This window comes from Halomonas alkaliantarctica (assembly GCF_029854215.1).
Taxonomy (GTDB): Bacteria; Pseudomonadota; Gammaproteobacteria; order Pseudomonadales; family Halomonadaceae; genus Vreelandella; species Vreelandella alkaliantarctica_A.
In genome coordinates this window covers 3,237,066-3,257,508 of record NZ_CP122961.1, presented here as the reverse complement: position 1 = coordinate 3,257,508, position 20,443 = coordinate 3,237,066, and the positions used below count along the sequence as shown (strand labels likewise).

16 protein-coding genes are annotated in these 20,443 nt (G+C 54.7%); 13 read left to right on the top strand and 3 right to left on the bottom strand.

Going from position 1 to position 20,443, the window contains the following annotated elements; all coding sequences use genetic code 11:
* Nucleotides 1-86: 86 nt before the first annotated feature.
* Complete coding sequence (locus tag QEN58_RS14950) at nt 87-941, bottom strand: DMT family transporter (protein ID WP_280104413.1); 855 nt, start codon at nt 939-941, stop codon at nt 87-89.
* A 292-nt stretch (nt 942-1,233) separates the two neighbouring features.
* Between QEN58_RS14950 and QEN58_RS14945 the strand changes: the two genes are divergently transcribed.
* From QEN58_RS14945 to QEN58_RS14895, 11 genes are all read left to right on the top strand, one after another.
* A complete protein-coding gene (locus QEN58_RS14945) occupies nt 1,234-2,244 on the top strand; it encodes a DctP family TRAP transporter solute-binding subunit (protein ID WP_280104412.1) in 1,011 nt (336 codons plus the stop codon).
* A 61-nt stretch (nt 2,245-2,305) separates the two neighbouring features.
* On the top strand, nt 2,306-2,785 hold the full coding sequence (locus QEN58_RS14940; protein WP_280104411.1) for a TRAP transporter small permease: 480 nt from the start codon (nt 2,306-2,308) through the stop codon (nt 2,783-2,785).
* A complete protein-coding gene (locus QEN58_RS14935; protein ID WP_280104410.1) occupies nt 2,775-4,082 on the top strand; it encodes a TRAP transporter large permease in 1,308 nt (435 codons plus the stop codon). The genes QEN58_RS14940 and QEN58_RS14935 overlap by 11 nt, the downstream gene beginning before the upstream one ends.
* Nucleotides 4,083-4,405: 323 nt before the next feature.
* Complete coding sequence (locus QEN58_RS14930) at nt 4,406-5,386, top strand: TAXI family TRAP transporter solute-binding subunit (RefSeq protein ID WP_280104409.1); 981 nt, start codon at nt 4,406-4,408, stop codon at nt 5,384-5,386.
* A 137-nt stretch (nt 5,387-5,523) separates the two neighbouring features.
* Nucleotides 5,524-8,118, top strand: coding sequence for a TRAP transporter permease (locus tag QEN58_RS14925; RefSeq protein WP_280104408.1), 2,595 nt, complete (start codon nt 5,524-5,526; stop codon nt 8,116-8,118).
* 11 nt (nt 8,119-8,129) lie between these two features.
* Entirely contained in the window at nt 8,130-8,558 is a 429-nt protein-coding gene (locus tag QEN58_RS14920; RefSeq protein WP_280104407.1) for a universal stress protein, read from the top strand.
* Nucleotides 8,559-8,881: 323 nt separating this feature from the next.
* On the top strand, nt 8,882-9,700 hold the full coding sequence (locus QEN58_RS14915) for a DUF2189 domain-containing protein (protein ID WP_022522289.1): 819 nt from the start codon (nt 8,882-8,884) through the stop codon (nt 9,698-9,700).
* A gap of 165 nt (nt 9,701-9,865) precedes the next feature.
* Nucleotides 9,866-10,363: a putative pterin-binding protein gene (locus QEN58_RS14910; RefSeq protein ID WP_280106948.1), complete on the top strand. Its 498-nt coding sequence runs from the start codon at nt 9,866-9,868 to the stop codon at nt 10,361-10,363.
* Nucleotides 10,353-12,617 carry a hybrid sensor histidine kinase/response regulator gene (locus QEN58_RS14905; protein ID WP_280104406.1) on the top strand — a complete coding sequence of 755 codons (2,265 nt, stop codon included), beginning with the start codon at nt 10,353-10,355 and terminating at the stop codon, nt 12,615-12,617. The genes QEN58_RS14910 and QEN58_RS14905 overlap by 11 nt, the downstream gene beginning before the upstream one ends.
* Nucleotides 12,598-13,764, top strand: coding sequence for a nitric oxide-sensing protein NosP (nosP, locus tag QEN58_RS14900; protein WP_280104405.1), 1,167 nt, complete (start codon nt 12,598-12,600; stop codon nt 13,762-13,764). Before QEN58_RS14905 ends, nosP begins: the two co-directional genes overlap by 20 nt.
* A complete protein-coding gene (locus QEN58_RS14895; protein WP_280104404.1) occupies nt 13,733-15,109 on the top strand; it encodes a hybrid sensor histidine kinase/response regulator in 1,377 nt (458 codons plus the stop codon). Before nosP ends, QEN58_RS14895 begins: the two co-directional genes overlap by 32 nt.
* A gap of 10 nt (nt 15,110-15,119) precedes the next feature.
* Here QEN58_RS14895 and QEN58_RS14890 read toward each other — a convergent pair whose 3' ends face one another.
* A complete protein-coding gene (locus tag QEN58_RS14890) occupies nt 15,120-15,797 on the bottom strand; it encodes a response regulator (RefSeq protein ID WP_280104403.1) in 678 nt (225 codons plus the stop codon).
* A gap of 115 nt (nt 15,798-15,912) precedes the next feature.
* Here QEN58_RS14890 and exaC point away from each other — a divergent pair, with 115 nt between their 5' ends.
* Nucleotides 15,913-17,433 (top strand): acetaldehyde dehydrogenase ExaC, encoded by a 1,521-nt coding sequence (exaC, locus tag QEN58_RS14885; RefSeq protein ID WP_133729813.1) that lies wholly within the window; start codon nt 15,913-15,915, stop codon nt 17,431-17,433.
* Between the two features lie 120 nt (nt 17,434-17,553).
* A complete protein-coding gene (gene adhP, locus QEN58_RS14880; RefSeq protein WP_280104402.1) occupies nt 17,554-18,582 on the top strand; it encodes an alcohol dehydrogenase AdhP in 1,029 nt (342 codons plus the stop codon).
* Between the two features lie 112 nt (nt 18,583-18,694).
* On the opposite strand, the gene dauA is transcribed toward adhP, so the two are convergent.
* The gene (gene dauA / locus QEN58_RS14875) at nt 18,695-20,422 is read right to left on the bottom strand and encodes a C4-dicarboxylic acid transporter DauA (protein ID WP_280104401.1); all 1,728 of its coding nucleotides are present in this window, start codon (nt 20,420-20,422) and stop codon (nt 18,695-18,697) included.
* Nucleotides 20,423-20,443: the final 21 nt, after the last annotated feature.

The following is a 20,443-nucleotide window of genomic DNA, read 5'->3' as shown; positions in this document are numbered from 1 at the left end:
TAACTGATTGGCCCGTGCGAATATGTGACGTTTCGATGACGGCGCTGCTGCCGATGCCGCTTCGCTGATTCCCCTCTATATTGCGTTTATCGATTGCGACGGCGAAATCTGATCACAATCAGGGCAATACCTGCGATCACTAAGCCACCGCCTACCAGCTTATGCACGCCTAAGCTGTCGCCCATTAACAGTGCGCCTAGGCCGACTGCTAGTACCGGTACGAGTAGCGTCATGGGTACCACGCGATTAACCGGGTGACGGCGCAAAAGGGCGTACCAAATCCCGTAAGCGACGATCGATGACATTACGGCGGTGTAAATCATCGCCCCCCAGCCTAACCAGGTTGCTTGCTGTATCGCCTGCCACTGACCGCTCTCAAATAGCCATGAACCCAGCGCTACCTGTGGCACCGCAAACAGTGCCACCCAGCCTGCCAGCGCCATCGGCGCAATGGGCGGGCCACGCTTGATCAACAGCTGCGACACCGCCCAGCCCATGGCACTGCACAACAGAATTGCCAGTGGTAACGGAGAGGGCAGTGTTGGCCCACCGGCCAGCACGACTACCCCCGCAAAAGAGAGCAGCAGCCCGACAATACGTTTGGGGCCCAGCTTCTCTTTTAGAAATATCACTGCTAACAATGTGGCAAAGGGCGTTCCCATTTGCACCAAGAGCGCGCCGGTACCCGCTTCTGCATGCTCTAAACCAATGAACAATAGAGCGAAGTGTAGGCTGCCGAAGGTGATGGATAACAGAAGCAAAAACGGCAGTTGCGCCCGCGCCACCGGGTAGAAGGGCACCAACAGCACAGCGACCAGCGTAAAACGTAGGGTCATCATTAATAGCGGCGGTAGCTCTGCTACACCGACCTTGATAACAATGATGTTTAGCGCCCATATGACGATAACAAAGAGGCCGAGCAGCAGGTCGCGTATTGGCACGTTGATGTCCATGTTTAAATGAAAAGAGGGCTATTGTACCAGCTTGGGTGAAGGCAAAAATAACAGTGCTCTGAGTGGCTGCAGGACGGGGTTATTCGATGATGGACGCTCTCCAAACGCACGGCCAAGAAATTTATGGCCAAGACTCAGTGAGATTCAGAAGAGAGTTAGTCATGCCGACCTTAGGTGTCTTTCTTTCGTGCGTTAAGTGCATACAATAAGTGGGGCTTTATCGAAAAGCTTCACGACTGCTATCTGCGCACTTCATAAAAATAGCTAAAAAGGATCTACCATGACGCTGACACGCTCAATGGCTCGTTTAACTGCCGGCTTGGCCGGGGCAGCACTGCTCTCTGCCTCCCTTTCTGCTCAAGCTCGCGAACTCTCGGTTTCCACCGTTTTGTCTGATGCTTTCCCGTGGGGGCAGGCAGCGGAGAAGTGGGCAGAATTAGTGGAAGAACGCAGCGATGGTGAGTTAACGCTGCGTGTTTACCCCAATTCACAACTGGTTTCCGGCGATCAAACCCGTGAGTTTTCTGCGATGCGCTCTGGGTTGATCGATGCCGCTGTGGGTTCCACCATCAACTGGTCGCCCCAGGTGCCGGAGCTCAATCTGTTCTCTTTACCGTTTTTTATTCCCGATGAAGCCGCCGTTGATGCGGTCACCGGTGGTGAGGCAGGAGAGTTGGTCTTTGAAGCAATCGAATCTCGCGGCGTTATCCCGCTGGCCTGGGGTGAAAACGGATTCCGCCAGGTTTCCAATTCTCGTGGACCGATTAGCCAGCCAGATGACTTGGACGGCCTTAAAATCCGTGTTGTGGGTTCGCCGCTGTTCCAGGATACCTTCTCAGCATTAGGCGCTGACCCCACTCAAATGAGCTGGACCGACGCTCAGCCTGCGCTGACCACCGGCGCCGTTGATGGCCAGGAGAACCCGCTCTCTGTGTTTGACGTCGCGCGCATCGATCAAGTCGGCCAGGAGCATCTAACACTCTGGAACTACATGAATGACCCGCTGATTTTTGCCGTCAATCAGCAGGTATGGCAAACATTGAGCGAAGAGCAGCAAACCCTGCTGCGCGAAACCGCTGTAGAAGCCGGTGAGTGGGAAATCGCCATGACCCGTGAAGATGAGGCCGAGCGTCTTGCGGCGATTCAAGAGCGCGGTGTGACCGTGACTGAATTAACTGATGAGCAGTACCAAGTCTTTGTTGATGCCACCCAGTCTGTTTACGAAAAATGGGCGCCGCGGATTGGTGAAGAGGTGGTAGAGGCCGCACAAGCCGATATCGACGCGCGCTAATTATCTTTGATGTTCAAACTCCCGGCCTTTATGGCTGGGATTTTTTTGCTGTGAGGCTGCCATGAAAGGCTTTCCTGATGCGCGCCCAGAACGCTGGCTGGGCGCGCTGGCATTAATCATTATCTCGTTGATTAGTTTGGGCAATGTTATTACCCGCTATTTAACCGGCGGCTCATTTTCGTTCACCGAAGAGTTTTCCGTATTTCTGCTGGTGGTGCTGACTTTTGCGGGTGCCTCGGTGGCTCTGCGGCGTAACCGGCATATTCGTATTGGCTTTCTGGAACGGGCATTGCCGCTCAAGTACCGCCGCGCACTGATACTTTTTCAAGCGCTATGCGGTGTCACCGTACTTGGCTTGATTACCTGGTACGGCGGCAAGTTAGCCTGGCAAGAGTATCAATGGGAGTCGCTGTCTCCAGGACTTGGCCTGCCCCAATGGTGGTATTTAGTCTGGTTACCCGTGCTTTCTGCGGCCATGTTATGGCGCTTGTTTCAGCAAACCGCTGACCGTTTAACTGGGAGGCTCACCGATGAGCCCTGATGTGTGGATGATTCTGGCCTTTGCAGGCTTGCTGATAGCGGGAGTGCCGGTAGCGTTCTCGCTGGCGCTCTCCGGAGCCGTCGGCATCGTGCTGGGTTTGTCGCCGGATATGCTCGCGACGATGGGTACCAACACTTATAACAGCATTGCCAAGTACCCCTTGATTGCGATTCCGCTATTTATCTTAACCGGGCTTATTTTCGAGCGCTCGGGTGTGGCGTTGCGCTTGGTGCGTTTTGCCCAGGCGTTAATTGGCCCGCGCCACGGTGGCTTGGCGTTGGTGGCAGTGCTGGTATGTATGATTATGGGCGGTATGAGCGGCTCAGGCCCTGCCGATGCAGCGGCGGTAGCGATGGTCATGCTGCCCAGCATGACCAAAGCGGGCTATCCCAAGCCGTTTTCCGCCACGTTGATTGCCGCCTCTGCCTCGACGGCAATACTCATACCCCCTTCAGTGGCGCTGATTCTTTACTCAATTGTGGTGCCGGGCGTCGATTTACGCGCACTTTTCGCGGCAGGCTTATTTCCCGGTATTTTGGCAGGGCTGGCGCTACTGGCTCCCGCTATGATCGTTTCCAAACGCTACGGTTGGGAGGGCGGTACCCCTAAAGAGGGGGCAGAGCGACTAAGTGTACGCACCACCTTTAGACAGGCGATACCGGCGCTGTTCGCCCCGGTGCTGATATTGGGCGGTTTGCGTTCGGGCCTGTTTACGCCCACCGAAGCGGCCGTGGTGGCGGTGGCTTATGGTGCGATTGTGGGGCTCTTTTTAACCCGCGAGCTGTCACTGCGCGATTTATGGGAGCTATTGGGTGAGGCGGCGATTATCTCCGGCGTGGTGATGCTGATTATCGCTCTGGCAGGTATTTTTGCCTGGGCGGGTACCATGTTGGGCACCTTCCGCCACTTGGCTGAATGGATTATTAGCCTGACCGATAATGGCGTGCTGCTGCTAATCCTAGTGATGCTGGCCGTGCTGGTCGCAGGGATGCTTTTGGATGCGATCTCGATTTATCTAATCATGATGCCGATCTTGATCCCCGTAATGCAGCACTTTGAATGGAACCCGGTGTGGTTTGGGATTCTATTGGCGATGAACATTGCCATTGGTCAGTTTACCCCGCCGGTAGCGGTGAATTTGATGGTGACAACCGAAGTGGCCAAAATTCGCTTGGAACAGACCCTCGGCTGGGCGCTGCTATTTGTCGTTGCGATGGGCTGTGCGCTAGCACTGGTGGCAATCTTCCCCGCTATCGCGTTATGGCTGCCGCGCGTTTTGGGCTATAACGTTGATTAATTTTGCTTACCCTTTTGGTTACCCTATGCAAAAGCGGTATAGCAGTTAACGCTCCCTAAACGATGAAGACCGCTACACTGAGTATTAGACGACAGCGAAATTCATTATTTAGCGTATTACATTTCGCTAATTAGGTTTTTTTCGCTAAAGTAGTGTTAGCAGGCAGCTATGGCTCGCCTGTAACCGTTTGTCTTAAAAACAGAATGTCTCGAAAACGTTTTGGAGCGAGTCCACCTGAGGGAACGGTTCATTAGGTGAGACCAAAACGCACGATGTTTGTAACATCAAATACGCTCATAACATCAATATAAAGAGGTGTGTTCATGAAACGCCATGTATTTTCCACTACTGCCTTCTCGGGTGCGCTACTTGCCGCCACTGCTTTTGGATCACCGGCAATGGCACAGGGTGACGAGCAATTCATCACCATCGGCACCGGTGGCCAAACCGGCGTCTACTACGTCGTGGGTCAGTCGATCTGCCGCTTGGTTAATCGCCTCGAAGACGCAGATATTAAGTGTAATGCACCTTCCACCGGTGGTTCTGTCGCCAACATCAATGGCATTAAATCCGGCGAATTGGACATGGGTGTCGCGCAATCCGATGTCCAGTATCAAGCTTACAACGGCACGGGAAATTTCGAAGGCGAACCCTATGAAGAGCTGCGGGCTGTATTCCGCGTTCATGGTGAGCCCCTGACCCTGCTAGCGCGTGCTGATTCAGGCATCGAGACTCTCGATGATTTGGAAGGCAAGCGCGTCAACATTGGTAATCCCGGCTCCGGCCAGCGCAACACCATGGAAGTGGTGATGGACGCCAAGGGCTGGACTGAAGATACATTCTCTCTGGCATCTCAGCTGGATGCTGCCGAGCAAGCGGCGGCATTGGCCGATAATAACGTCGATGCCATGGTTTATGTGGTAGGTCACCCTAATGGCTCCATTCAGGAAGCGACCACCACCGTTGATGCTCGTCTGATACCGCTGAACGACGAAGACATTCAAGGTATCGTCGATGAATACCCCTACTACTCCTCCTCGGTAATCCCAGGCGGTTTGTATCGCGGCAATGACGAAGATGTCGAAACCTTCGGGGTGGCGGCGACCTTTGTCACCACTGCTGAAGCTGACGAAGAAGTTATCTATCAGACCGTTAAGGCGGTTTTTGACAACTTTGATCGTTTCAAGCGTTTGCATCCTGCCTTCGAGAACCTTGTGCCGGAAGAGATGGTGACTCAAGGGCTTTCCGCACCGTTGCATGAAGGTGCGGCGCGTTACTACCGTGAACAAGGCTGGATCGAGTAATCCAGAAGCCTAAGGTGTTACTGCCTTAGTAAGAAATGCGCGGTTACCCCAGGGTGCCGCGCATTTTGGTTTAGAATGTTAATAGGGCATTTCGATATGGCAATGATGAGTCAATCGACTCGGAGCGGGGCAGGCAGATGACAGATGATCAAAATAGGCCTTCGGGAGCCGGAGTAGACTTGGAGGATATGGTCGCCTCCAGCGATACGGGAGCCCGCAAGCCAGCCGGCATGCCCGGGAAACTCTTGGTAAGCATTGCGGCTGTGTGGTCTCTTTTTCAATTATGGATAGCATCGCCAGTGCCCTTCATTCTAGGGTTTGGTGTATTTAGTGCCACCGAATCCCGTTCTATTCACTTGGCCTTTGCGCTTTTTCTAGCGTATATGGCCTATCCGGCGCTCAAGCGCTCGCCGCGCGACCGTATTCCGATTCAGGATTGGGTCCTTGCATCTGCAGCGGCCTTTTGTGGCGCTTACATGTTTATGTTTTACGAGCAGTTATCCCAGCGCCCCGGCGCACCGATACTGCAGGACGTCATCATAGGCATCGCCGGTATACTGCTGCTACTTGAGGCGACGCGTCGAGCGCTTGGCCCGCCGCTAATGATTGTGGCGTCTATTTTTCTTCTCTATAGCCTAGCTGGCCCTTGGATGCCGGGTATTCTTTCCCATGGTGGGGTGAGCCTCTTTGGCTTGATTAATCACCAGTGGTTGACCACACAGGGTGTGTTCGGTATCGCTCTCGGGGTATCGACCAGCTTTGTGTTCCTGTTTGTGTTGTTCGGTGCCCTGCTCGATAAAGCGGGTGCTGGTAATTATTTTATCAAAGTGGCGTTTTCGCTACTGGGTCACTATCGCGGTGGACCAGCAAAAGCCGCCGTGGTCGCGTCGGCCATGACCGGCCTGATTTCCGGCTCCTCAATTGCCAATGTCGTAACCACCGGTACCTTTACGGTGCCGATGATGAAACGCGTTGGATTTTCCGCGGAAAAGGCGGGTGCTGTCGAAGTGGCGTCATCGGTTAATGGACAGATTATGCCTCCTGTAATGGGGGCTGCCGCTTTTTTGATGGTTGAGTATGTGGGTATCTCTTATGTCGAGGTGATTAAGCATGCCTTCCTGCCCGCGCTGATTTCGTATATCGCGCTGGTCTACATTGTTCACCTTGAGGCCCTCAAGGCCAATATGAAGGGGCTCAAGAGCAGCAATCCTCCTAAGCCACTGGTCAATAAAGTGATCGGTTTCCTGGGTGGGCTGCTACTCATGATGGTGACCGCGTTGGCGGTCTATTACGGTCTTGGCTGGCTCAAGCCGGTGTTGGGCGAGGCAACACCCTGGGTAGTAGGCGTAGGGCTAACGGTCATTTATGTTGCACTGCTCAAGCTGGCGTCAGGTTACCCCGAGCTTGAACTCGATGATCCTAATGAACCGATCTATTCGCTGCCGCAAACCAAACCCACGGTGTTGGTGGGCTTGCAGTATATCCTGCCCGTCATCGTGCTGGTTTGGTGTCTGATGGTGGAACGTTTGTCGCCAGGACTGTCGGCTTTCTGGGCCACTGTTTTCATGATTTTCATTATTCTTACCCAGCGCCCTATCACGTCAATCTTTCGCGGACGCAGCGATATGAAGGCGGATCTGCGTGAAGGCGCTATGGATCTTTGGGATGGCCTGGTCACTGGTGCCCGCAACATGATCGGTATCGGTATTGCCACGGCCACCGCTGGTATTATCGTCGGTGCCGTATCCCAGACCGGGGTAGGCTTGGTGCTGGCCGAGGTGGTGGAAACGCTTGCCATGGGCAACTTGATGCTCATCTTGCTGCTTACCGCAGTGCTTAGTTTGATTCTCGGCATGGGTTTACCTACGACAGCAAACTACATCGTCGTGTCGGCACTATTGGCACCGGTCATCGTCAACTTGGGTGCTGAAAATGGCTTGCTGGTGCCATTGATTGCGGTACACCTGTTCGTGTTCTACTTCGGTATCATGGCCGACGTTACCCCGCCGGTGGGGCTGGCATCCTTTGCGGCGGCAGCCGTATCAGGTGGTGATCCCATTCGAACCGGCTTCCAGGCGTTCTATTACAGCCTTCGTACCGCGGCGCTACCGTTCCTGTTCATCTTCAATACTGATCTGCTCCTCATCGATGTGACCTTCCTCCAGGGGGTACTGATCTTTGTGGTGTCGACCATCGCCATGTTGATCTTCGCCGCCGCGACCCAGGGCTTTATGATTACCCGCAACCGCTGGTATGAGTCCATCGTGCTGCTGCTGATTGCGTTCACGCTGTTCCGTCCCGGTTTCTGGATGGATATGATTCATGATCCCTACGAGTCCATTCCGCCCGCGCAATTCGTCGAAGCGTTAGGCAATGTGGACGAAGATTCCACTCTGCGCTTGCAGATTGCCGGTCTGGATGATTATGGCGATCCCATGACCACTTATATGACCCTGCCGGTACCTGAAGGAGAAACAGGCCAGGAGCGACTCGATAACCTGGGCATGGAGCTCTTTATTGAGGATGGCACGGCAACCGTTGATATGGTGACCTACGGCAGTCAAGCGGCAGAGCTCGGTTTCGACTTCGATCAAGAAATCATCGAGGTGTTGGCCCCCGTCGACCGCTGGACCAAGGAGCTAATGTGGATCCCGGCCTTCTTGCTCTTCGGGTTGATTGTTTTGATGCAGCGTCGACGTCGTGATAACACCTCAGCCACTGCCACCGCATGAAGGAGAGTGCCATGTATAGCAAGATCATGTTGCCGGTGGACCTTAACGAGGAGTCTTCCTGGTCCAAGGCGCTGCCCACCGCCCTGACGCTATGTCGAACTTTCGGCGCCTCGCTCCATGTGGTCACGGTACTGCCAGACTATCGCATGCCCATGGTGGGCTCCTACTTCCCTAAGGACTTCGCCAAAAAAGCGCATGCAGCGGTCGGTGATGCGCTTCACGAGTTCATCAAAACAAATGTACCCGACGACATTCATGCGCAAAGCGTCATTGTGGATGGTTCACCTTGGGAGGCCATTATCAAAGCGGGTAAGAAACTGGACGTGGATCTCATCGTCATGGCCTCACACAATAAGCGTAAGTTTGTCGACTATGTGCTCGGGCCCAATGCAGAGCACGTTGTGCACCATGCCAAAATGTCGGTGATGATTGTGCGCTAGATGTTCAGGGCATATGTAAGGAAAAATCAAACTCCAGGCAGTTGCCTGGAGTTTTTTATGGCTGCTCATAGTGCGTTTTGACTATATCTACTCTTGCTAACGCAGCAATTTAATTGGCGCTTTAAGGTCTTCTCGTGGATTTTTTGTACGCATAACCTTTCAGTCAAAGCCTCGGCTCTTCAGGTCAGCTACATTAAAAGGGTATTAACAAATAATATTAAGCCATTAAATTGGCATTAATATATTAATGGGTAACGAGTGTTGATGCGTTAGAGGTAAATCCTGAATCCAGGATCTATATCAGGAACAACAGGAGTGATGCCATGAATGCGGCTACAACAAAAACAAATCACCATGCGGATCAGCCCAGCGTTAAAATTACTATTAATAAGGTTGGATTGGATCGACCCAGGGCGTGGCTGGCTGCAGGCGTAGAGGATTTTCGCCGGGCGACCGTAGTGAGCCTCTCTTATGGCATGTTTTGGGTGGGTTTGAGTATTGCTATTACCCTAGGTGCGTTCACGATGGGGTACTGGTACTGGTTGCTGCCCATGATTGCCGGGTTTATGTTTATTGGCCCGCTAGTGGCAGTAGGCTCCTATGGTATCAGCCGGGCGCTGGAGCGCGGCCAAGTGCCTAACCTGGGTGATGCGTTCGGCAGTTGGAAGCCCCATGCTGGCCAGTTAGCGATGATGGGCGTCATGATGATGATCTTCTTCCTCGCTTGGATCCGTTTAGCCACGCTGCTGTTTGCGCTATTTTTCGGTTTTGAAGTGCCCAGCCCCGCTTCGCTCTACACTGCGCTGCTGACTACCTCAGAAGGCTTGGGTATGCTGGCGGTGGGTACTGTGGCGGGCGGCATTCTTGCCTTTGGCGCCTTCGCTATCAGCGTTGTAGCGATTCCTACACTAATGGATCAAGACCTAACCTTTATGGAGGGGATTGAAGCCAGTGTACGCTGTGTAGCACGTAATTTCCGCGTGATGCTGTTATGGGCGGTAATTCTTACCCTGTGTGTTCTGGTCGGCGTCATGACGTTTTATATTGGCCTCGCTCTTATTTTGCCTGTGCTAGGACATGCCAGCTGGCACGCCTATGAAGATTTGGTGCGCTTTGAACCCTTCGAGAAAATCAAATCGTAACGCCAGTGTGAACAGTTAATAACGCTTCAGTGACGAAAAAAACAGTATTTGCCCTGACCTGCTCAAGGAGATGGCGTAACCTTTACGCTGTCTTCTTTTGTTGCTCCTGGGTGCTGTAGCCGGCGAGTGATCTTGCGTGAGGTGTTTACTGTGAAAGCGTTGTTGATGGGGTGGGTCGTGTTGATGTTCAGCACTCCCCTGGCGGGGCTTGCTGAATCAGCCGATGAACTTAACATGCCCGACGGTCCCGTTATTCTGACCGTTAGCGGTAATATTGACCATACGAATGTTGGGAGTGATGCTCAATTTGACCGTGCCATGTTAGCGGCTTTACCGCAGCATGAGTTTGATACCAGCACGCCGTGGACCGAGGGCAGCAGCCATTATAGCGGCCCATTAATGCGTGATTTGCTGGCGCTATTAAGCTCTGAGTATGATGTGGTTCACGTCTCAGCGCTGAACGGCTACGAAGCCGAAATTCCGGCCAGTGACTTTAAAGATCACGATGTCATCTTAGCCATGGAAAAGAATGGTGAGGCGATACCCATTCGCGAATATGGCCCTTTGTGGGTGCTCTATCCCTTTGATCAAGATGAAACGCTGCTAAGCGAGAAAATACGCTTTAGAGCGGTATGGCAGGTTATGCATATTAATGTTCTCTAGCGCTCGTAGTGCGCAGCCATCAAGCCTACTGCGTTATCCTCGTCGTTTTAAGCTCGTTGCCATTGTTGCGGTGTTACTGTTTGCTGCGGCGCTGGTTGTTGCCACCTTGGCCGCTTGGCGGCAGGAAAATCTCACTCAAAGCCTGCGGGAAGATACCGCTTGGGTTGTGTATAAGCTGGATCGCGATGCGGTACAGCTACTCAACCATTTGCTGGCAGTGACTCGGGAGCCGTTATCACCTCGGGCACATGAGGAGCTAAATCTTCGCTTTGAGTTGCTCTATAGCCGCATAACGCTGCTTAACGACGGCGAAGTCAGCAACCTCATGCAACAGATCGATGCCGCCCGCGAGCTACTAGGCCAAATCCAGAAGCAGCTTGATGTGCTCGATATCTTATTTGAGCCCTACGCCGTGGTGGATCAACTGCCGGTAGCAGCGCTGGAAGATGAGCTACAGGCACTAACGCGGCTAACGGAACGTTTGGTTATTGCTATTAACGGCTACTTAGCCGAATCGGCGACGGAAGAGCGTGCTCAGCTTAGCCTACTCTACAAGCTGCTCATGACACTGATTGTGGGTATGAGCTTAGCGGCTTTTTTAGTGATTGCTTTTTTGGTGCGTGAAATGCGCGAGAGCACGGCGATAAGGCGGAATCAGGAGCAGCTTGGCCGACAGCTAGAAGTCACCGCCAAACAGGCTCAGGCGGCGAATCAAGCAAAGTCAGACTTTTTAGCCATGGTCAGTCATGAAATTCGCACGCCACTGAACGGTGTTATCGGCATGAGTGAGCTGCTGCGCGAATCCGCAAGCCCCGCTCAGGTAAAAGATTACGCTTATACAATCCACGACAGCGCCAACCAATTGCTGGCGATGATCAATGAAATTCTCGATTTCTCAAAAATCGAAGCAGGGCACTTAACCCTTGAAACATCGCCCACGGAACTCAAACCGCTGGTTGATAGTGTGGTCGTGCTATTTGCGCCCCGAGCAAAAATGAAAGGGTTGACGCTATCGGTTAATGTCGACGTACTGGTACCGACCTGGGTGCTTGTGGATGCAGGTCGGCTGCGGCAAATTCTGCTTAACCTTATTGCCAATGCGATTAAATTCACCGATTACGGTGACGTCAGCGTACGAGTTTCTTCAACGGTGGAGCAGTTACTGTTTGAAGTCAGTGATACGGGTTGTGGTCTAAGCGAACAGCAGCAGCAGCGTCTATTTGAGCCTTTTCAACAGGCCGATGCGTCGGTGGCGCGTCGGTTTGGTGGTACAGGTCTAGGGCTGGCAATTTGCAAACGGTTAAGCGAAGCCATGCAGGGGCGGTTAGGGGTAAAAAGCCAGTTAGGCCAAGGCAGCACCTTCTGGTGCGAATTGCCCTTGGTCGCTGCTGACCCTGGAGCCAGACCACTACCGTCATCCCCCAACCGCGATTTTACCGGCACAACACTTCTATTGGTGGAGGATAATGCCGTTAATCGCAAAGTTGCGAGGGGCTTATTGGCGCGCTTGGGTTGCGAGGTCATCTGGGCCGAGAACGGCCGTGATGCCTTGCCCATGGCCCAATCCCAACAGGTGCATCTGATCTTTATGGATATTCAGTTGCCCGACATCGATGGCCTGACGGTCACCCAGCGTTTGCGCGAACAGGGTGGCTGGCTGGCCAGTGTGCCGATTATTGCCATGACGGCTGGTGGCGCTGAAGATGACCGTCAACGCTGCCTGGCGGCGGGTATGGATGATTACATCACCAAACCGTTGTCGCTCTCAGCGTTGACTAACGTTCTGGCCCAGCACTTGGCACCGCAGCTTTCTACGACCACTGACTCGCCACCTTTAAGGGCACAGGCACTAGCGGTTTCTCCCCCGTTCACCGAGGAGCAATCACTGCTTAACAGCGACACACTTAGCATGCTGAAAACGATGCTAGGGGAGGCGAGCATGGCGCAACTGATCATGCTATACCATCAGCAGGTAAGCGATTACTCCGCCCAGTTGACTGCTTGCTTGGCCGCTACCCCCCTAACGTCAGAGCGGACACAGCAGGTCGTGCGGCTTGCCCATCAACTGCGTGGCGAATCATTGAGTATGGGGGCCGAGCGGCTTGCCGAATTAGCGAAGCAGCTTGAGATCTTAGCCGAAACGCAACGCGCCACAGCCAAGCAGCTTGATGAAGCGTTCAGCACATTAAGGCTTGCGGCGGCGCATACGCATTCCGCGCTAGAGAGGTGGAGCCGTGAACACTTATCAGGTTGAGCAGGCTATTCTCACTGCGGCCAGTCAGCAGACTAATGCTTGCCGGGCAGCGGCGGAGTTAGCCGACGTGTTACAGCACGAACACTTGGGGTTCGTGCTGTTCTTCTGCAGCGCGGAGTATGATTTAGCCGCACTTGCAGACGCGTTGGAAAGTAGCTTCCCCACCACGCCGCTAAGTGGCTGTACGACGGCGGGTGAAATAACCCCTGAAGGCTACGACCGCGGCTCTATTGTGGCGATTGGGTTTGATCGCCGCCTGTTTGCCATTGAAACGGCGCTGATCGATGATCTGGATCATTTTGAACTGGCCAACGCTCAGCCGCTGGTCGATACGCTATTGGAGCGTTGCCGCCAACAATCCATCGCACCGATCAACGAGCACAGCTTTGCGCTGACCTTGTTGGATGGCCTATCCAGCCGCGAAGAGCAGGTGCTCGCTACCTTGGATGCCGCGCTAGGACGTATTCCCAGTTTTGGCGGCTCGGCTGGCGACGATAATCACCTTAGCCATACCCATGTGTATACCGCTGGGCGCTTTCATACCCGCGCGGCGGTGGTGGTGATGATCAACACCCGGCTGCCTTTTGAAGTGTTTTCAACCCACCACTTAATGCCATTGGCCCACAAGCTTGTGGTGACCGAGGCGGACCGCGAACAGCGGCGAGTGATTGAAATCAATGGTTTGCCCGCCGCCCAGGTGTATGCCGAGCTGGTAGGCGTTGCGTCTGCGCAGCTCAACGCTGGCGTTTTTGCCCGTCATCCATTAGCCGTACGCATCGGCGGGCAGCACTATGTGCGCTCTATTCAGCGTGTTAATAGCGACAGTAGCTTGAGCTTTTACTGCGCGGTGGAAAACGGCATTGTGCTGACCGCCATGCAGCCAACACCGCTACTGGATGATCTCAAAGTAATGCTTGCTGGCGTGAGCGGAAGGCTTGAGGCGCCTAGTATGATTATTGGCTGCGACTGTTTTCTGCGCCGCATGGAGCTCGAGGCGTTACAACAGCTGGAGCCGGCGTCGCAGCTGCTGCGTCAAGCTGGCGTGGTGGGTTTCAATACGTATGGCGAACAGCATCACGGCATGCATGTGAATCAGACGTTTACGGGGGTGGCATTTGGGTCTCTTCCAGCTAACCACGAACACTGACACGGCGGATATCGCGGCGCTGCGGGAAGAGAACCGTCGCCTGCGTAAAGTATGCCAAGCGCTCATGGAGCGGGTGGAAACCGGGGGTGACATTGATCCTGCGCCCTATGCAGCGTTTGAGCGCTCAGTGTTACTTGCCGAACAGGTGCGTGAACGCACCGACGCGCTGCACCGTACCTTAGACGAACTAAGCCAAGTCAATACGCGCTTACTGGCCGCGAAAGCCGAAGCCGAAGCGGCCAACCTATCCAAAACGAAATTTCTGGCGGCGGTCAGCCACGACCTACTTCAGCCACTCAACGCCGCTCGGCTGTTTGCCAGTGCGTTAGAAACCCACTCGCTTCCTGACGCCTCACAAGCCCTGGTCGGCCATATTGGCCGCTCGCTGAAGGATGTCGAAGGCTTGATAGGAACGCTGGTGGATATCTCGCGCTTGGATGCTGGCGTACTCCACGCCGATAAAGCGCCGTTCGCGGTCAGTACGTTATTGGATGTGCTAGCCGAAGAGTACCGCCAAGTGGCGGGGGTGCGGGGTCTGGCACTGCACTACGTGCCCTCCAGTGCGGTGGTCGAATCGGATCTGGCGCTGCTGGCGCGGGTGGTCCGCAACTTTTTAAGCAATGCTGTGCGTTATACCGAGCAAGGGCGAGTACTGCTGGGCTGTCGGCGGCGGCAGAATGGTCTGGAAATTATAGTGGGCGATACTGGCCCTGGTATTCCCGAGCAACAGCGGGAAGCGATCTTTTTGGAGTTTCGCCGCGCTAACCAATCAAGGGGTGCCCACAGCCGAGGCTTGGGGTTGGGGCTAGCCATCGTTGACCGGATTAGCGCCATGCTGGGACAGCCGATCTCACTCACCTCTCGCCCTGGCGTGGGTGCGCTATTTTCGATCACCGTGCCTTATGCAACGGTCGCGCCCCCTGCAGTGACGAGCACTCGTTTCACTCCGCTGCCTGACGTTGCAGCGGACCCGTTAAGCGGCTGTGTCATTTGGGTGATTGATGATGACTTGGCAATTATTGAAGGCATGCAGGCGCTGCTGGGCAGTTGGGGATGCCGAGTGCGCGCCGCCTCCACGGTGAGTGCATTGGAGGCCGCCAGTGACGGTGAGCGCCCAGGGGTGCTGTTGGTGGATTACCACTTGGGCGACCACCGTGAAACCGGTATCGATCTGGCCGCGCGACTGCAGCACCGTTATCCAGGCTTGGCAGCGGTGGTGATTACAGCCAATCACGAGGCGGAGATTAAGCGCGCAACCCGCGAAGCGGGCATGCACTGCTTGCTCAAACCCCTAAAGCCCCTGCGGCTGCGCATGCTGCTGGCCACGCTGCTCAATAAAGCCTAATGGGTGCCGCCTAACGAGTGCGGTTAGCCCGGTAAAAACTCAGATCCTCTTCACCAGCGATAACAATCGCGTGAACTCGGCTAGTGGCATTCAGTTTGCGCAAAATCGCCGAAACATGGGTCTTAACGGTGGTTTCGGCAATTAACATCTCCCGGGCAATATGCTTGTTCGACATACCTGTTGTCATACAAGCCAGCACCTCGAGCTGCTTATCGGTCAAACGCGCCAATCGCTCACTGGTTGATGAAGTGGTGGTCACCGACGGCGACGAAGAGGCGCGCGGTGCAGGGCGACGCATGACATCGGGCGGCAAATAAAGCTGGCCTTCAAGAATCTGCGTTAACGCGGCCAGCAGCCTTTCCCGGGGGGTGGATTTGGGAATATAACCCACCGCGCCCAGGGTAATGGCATCGAGTACCAGCTGGCGCTCTTGATGCGCAGACACAATTGCCACCGGCAACCAGGGGAATGTCTCCCGCAGTTTGGTCAGCCCTTCTAGCCCCTCGGCATCCGGCAGGCTTAAATCCAACAGCAGTAGATCTAACTCTGTGTGCGCTTCAATCAGCGTCATCGCATCAGCGAGGCTCTCCGCTTCCAATAGCTGGCTGCCTGCCAGGCCCCCGCTAATCACGGTTTGTAGTGCGTCGCGGAACAGCGGATGGTCATCCGCTACCAACAGGGAATACATGGCGTCTCCTACCAAGGGATGAGGGCTAATCCTGCCATCGGGCTATATCGCCATTTGCTTTAGTGAACAACACTGTCAATGCACCTAAATAATCATAATACTCAGGAGCAATACAATGATCTACGCCAACCCTGGTGATACCGGTTCTGTGGTGTCATTTGAAAAACGTTACGGCAACTATATCGGCGGCGAATTCGTTGCCCCGGTGAAAGGCCAATACTTCGATAATATTAGTCCCGTGAATGGTCACGTCTTCTGTGAAATCCCTCGCTCAACGGCAGAAGATATCGATAAAGCACTAGATGCGGCCCACAAAGCGGCACCTGCCTGGGGGAAAACCTCCGTTCAAGAGCGTAGCAATATTCTGCTGAAAATTGCCGACCGCATTGAGCAAAACCTTGAAGCCCTTGCTGTCGCTGAAACCTGGGATAACGGCAAAGCCGTACGCGAAACCCTGAACGCCGATATTCCACTAGCCGTTGACCATTTCCGCTACTTTGCGGGCTGCTTGCGTTCCCAGGAAGGCACCGCGGCAGATATCGACGCCAACACCGTCTCTTATCACTTCCACGAACCGCTGGGCGTGGTGGGACAGATTATCCCCTGGAACTTCCCGATCCTTATGGCCGCCTGGAAGCTGGCGCCTGCACTGGCGGCCGGTAACTGCGTGGTCTTGAAGCCTGCGGAACAAACCCCTGCGTCGATTTTGAAAGTGATGGAAGTGATTGGTGATCTGCTGCCACCTGGCGTGCTCAATATTGTCAACGGCTTTGGTGCCGAAGCAGGGCAAGCGCTGGCGAGCAGCAAGCGCATTGCCAAAATCGCCTTTACCGGCTCTACCCCCGTGGGCTCGCATATTCTGAAATGCGCGGCGGAAAATATTATCCCCTCCACCGTAGAGCTAGGCGGCAAGTCCCCCAACATCTACTTCGCCGACATCATGAACGCTGAACCGACCTTTATTGATAAAGCGGTCGAAGGCTTGGTGCTGGCGTTCTTTAACCAAGGCGAAGTGTGTACCTGTCCCTCTCGCGCGCTTATTCAAGAGAGCATGTACGACCAATTCATGGCCAAGGTGATCGAGCGCACCCAAACCATCAAGCGTGGTAACCCGCTGGATACCGATGTTCAGGTGGGTGCCCAGGCTTCCCAAGAGCAGTTCGATAAGATCATGTCGTACATGGATATCGCCCGGGATGAAGGTGCGGAGTTCCTCACTGGCGGCAATAAAGAGACCATGGACGACAGCATCAACGATGGTTACTACATACAGCCCACGCTGCTGAAGGGTAACAACCAGATGCGTGTCTTCCAGGAAGAAATCTTTGGCCCGGTGGTGGCAGTCACTACCTTCAAGGATGAAGAGGAAGCACTGGCGATTGCCAACGACACCGAGTTTGGTTTGGGCGCAGGTGTGTGGAGCCGTGATATCAACGTCGCCTTCCGCATGGGCCGTGGCATTCAAGCCGGGCGTGTATGGACCAACTGCTACCACCAGTACCCCGCCCACGCGGCGTTTGGTGGCTATAAGAAGTCCGGCGTTGGCCGTGAAACCCACAAAGTCGCGCTCGAACACTACCAGCAAACCAAAAACCTGCTGGTCAGCTACGACATCAATCCGCTGGGTTTCTTCTAACCTGCTTTAGTCACACCGCCCGGCATCAGCCGGGCGGGATTGTCAGGCCCCCCTGACGCTGACTCTACCGACAAGAGCCGTTCTTAAATGGCCGTATCGAAAACTGTTAGGAGTTACATCATGGATAGCACAATGCGCGCGGCGGTCGTTCGTGAGTTTGGCCAGCCGTTGGTTATCGAAGAAGTCGACGTACCTCGCCCTAAGCAGGGCGAAGTATTGATGAAAGTGGCGGCCTCTGGGGTTTGCCATACCGATTTACATGCTGCCCACGGTGATTGGCCGGTAAAACCCTCACCGCCATTTATTCCTGGGCACGAAGGCGTTGGCCATATCGTGGCGGTGGGTGAAGGTGTCTCCCATGTCAAAGAGGGTGATCGTATTGGTGTGCCCTGGCTTTACTCGGCCTGCGGCTACTGTGAGCACTGTTTAGGCGGTTGGGAGACGCTTTGCGAGTCCCAGCAGAATACCGGCTACAGCGTTAACGGTGGGTTCGCGGACTACACCTTAGCTGATGCAGGCTATGTCGGGCGCTTGCCGGATGCCGTTGATTTCATCGAAATAGCCCCGGTGCTTTGTGCAGGGGTAACGGTTTATAAAGGCTTGAAAATGACCGATACCCGCCCCGGGCAGTGGGTGGTGATTTCGGGCATAGGTGGCCTGGGTCATATGGCGGTGCAGTACGCCAAGGCCATGGGCCTGAACGTGGCGGCTGTTGATATCGATGACGGTAAGCTAGCCCTGGCCGAGCGTTTAGGCGCAACGGTAACCGTTAACGCCATGAAGACCGACCCAGCGGACTACTTGAAGAAAACCATTGGTGGCGCTCACGGTGCCTTGGTGACAGCGGTCTCGCCGAAGGCGTTTGATCAAGCGCAGAATATGCTACGCCGTGGCGGCACACTGGTGCTTAATGGCCTACCACCCGGTGACTTCCCGCTGCCAATCTTTAGCACGGTGCTCAACGGTATTACCATACGCGGCTCTATCGTTGGCACGCGCAGTGACCTGCAGGAAGCGCTGGACTTCGCTGCCGAAGGCAAGGTTAAGGCCACGGTAGCGACTGATACGCTGGATAATATCAACGACGTTTTCCAGCGCATGATCGATGGCAAGATCGAAGGCCGCATCGTGTTGGACATGGCGAGCTAACAGCCAACTAGTGGGTGTCACACCAGGGGGATAAAACTCCCCCTTTTTAATGTCGAAATGTCACTGCACAGCCGCTATTTAATCCTCTCCTCGCTCGATTCGGCTAAACCAGTCAACTCAGCCAACGGCGCGCCATACGCTCAGCGTGGGCAAGGTTGCTCACTACCGCTAACTTGCCCGCTACGCGTTGAATGCCCGCGCGCTTTATTTTTAGCGCCATGCGCGGCGGTAGCCCCACAAACATCAGCCCGACGTCTTGCTCTCGCAGCTCGTGACGCAACGTATCCAGCGCCACCATGGCGGTGGTATCCAGGCTGGGCACATCACGCATATCCAGGACGACAACCCGTACGCTGTGATCAATCACTCTAAGTGTGGCAATGGCCTTTTCTGCCGCGCCAAAAAACAGCGGGCCACTGATTTTATAAAGTGCCACTTCCGGCGGGAAGTGTTCGCCGCTGTCGGGTGAGGCTAGGCGTTGAGTATGCGTCAGCTGTGCCATACGACGAATAAACAGCGCGGCGGCTAGGCCAATACCCACCGCCACGGCGATGACCATGTCGAACACAACCGTGAGTGCGAAGCAGATCACCAGCACCCAAACATCGCTGGCGGGGGCGCTTTTCAGCGTATGCACAAAGTGGCGCGCCTCGCTCATGTTCCAGGCGATGATAAAGAGCAGGGCGGCCAGAGCTGCCATGGGTACATATCCCAGTACTCCTGCCAGCACGACCACTGCAAGTAGTACCACAACTGAATGAACCACCGCAGCGACAGGTGAAAAAGCCCCGCTTTTGATATTGGTCGCGGTGCGGGCAAGGGCCGCCGTAGCGGTAATGCCGCCGAAGAAGGGCACCACCATATTGCCCAGCCCCTGGCCAACCAACTCAGCGTTGGGGTTATGGCGGGTGCGGGTCAGGCCATCTGCCACCACGGCACACAGCAACGATTCAATCGCCGCCAGAAGCGCAATTGCCAGCGCTGGCCCGAGTAGATCCTGAATCAGCGCAAAGTTGATCTCAAGTGGGGTGCCATCTGCGCCAGAGAAATGCCACGGTGCGTTAAAACTAGGCGCAAAGGGAGGAATGCCACTGCCGCTTTCGCCTTGAAACTCCCAGTTAAACCGTGACGCGATGGTGTCGACCTCGACACCGCCCAATAGCAGCAGCGCAGCGGCCAGGGTACCCACAGTCAAACCAACCAGCGGGGCAGGTACAGGCGTATTCAGTCGTGGCCAGATTAACAGCGTTACCAGGGTGATAAGCCCGACACTGATCTCTGCTGGTGAAAGAGTAGACAAAGACTGACCAATCAGCATGAGGTTTTTTAGGGTGCTATCGCCAAGTTCTACCCCAGATAAACCCAGAAAGTCTGGCAACTGTAATAGTGCAATCACCACACCAATGCCCGCCGTAAAGCCGAGAATGACCGGGTAGGGCACGTACTGAATCAGGCTGCCCAGCCGCGAAATCCCCAGCGCGACCAAAATAGCGCCTGCCATAAAGGTAGCAATGAGCAGCCCACCCAGACCGTGATTGGCCACAATAGGAAAAAGGATGACCACAAAGGCGGCGGTAGGGCCGGAGATGTTAAACCGTGAGCCGCCGGTTAAGGCGATTACCGCGCCCGCCACAATAGCAGTATAAAGCCCGTGCTGCGGCGGCACGCCGGTGGCGATTGCCAGCGCCATGGAAAGCGGTACAGCCACCACGCCAATCGTTAGCCCGGCCATCACATCGCGCTTTAATTTGGCCAACGTATACCCTTCACGCCAGGCGTTGACTAACGCACTCCCAGGCATCGGGAAAACGTATCCCGAAGATTGATGGTCACGGGACATGGAGCCAGCCTCCTAAAAATA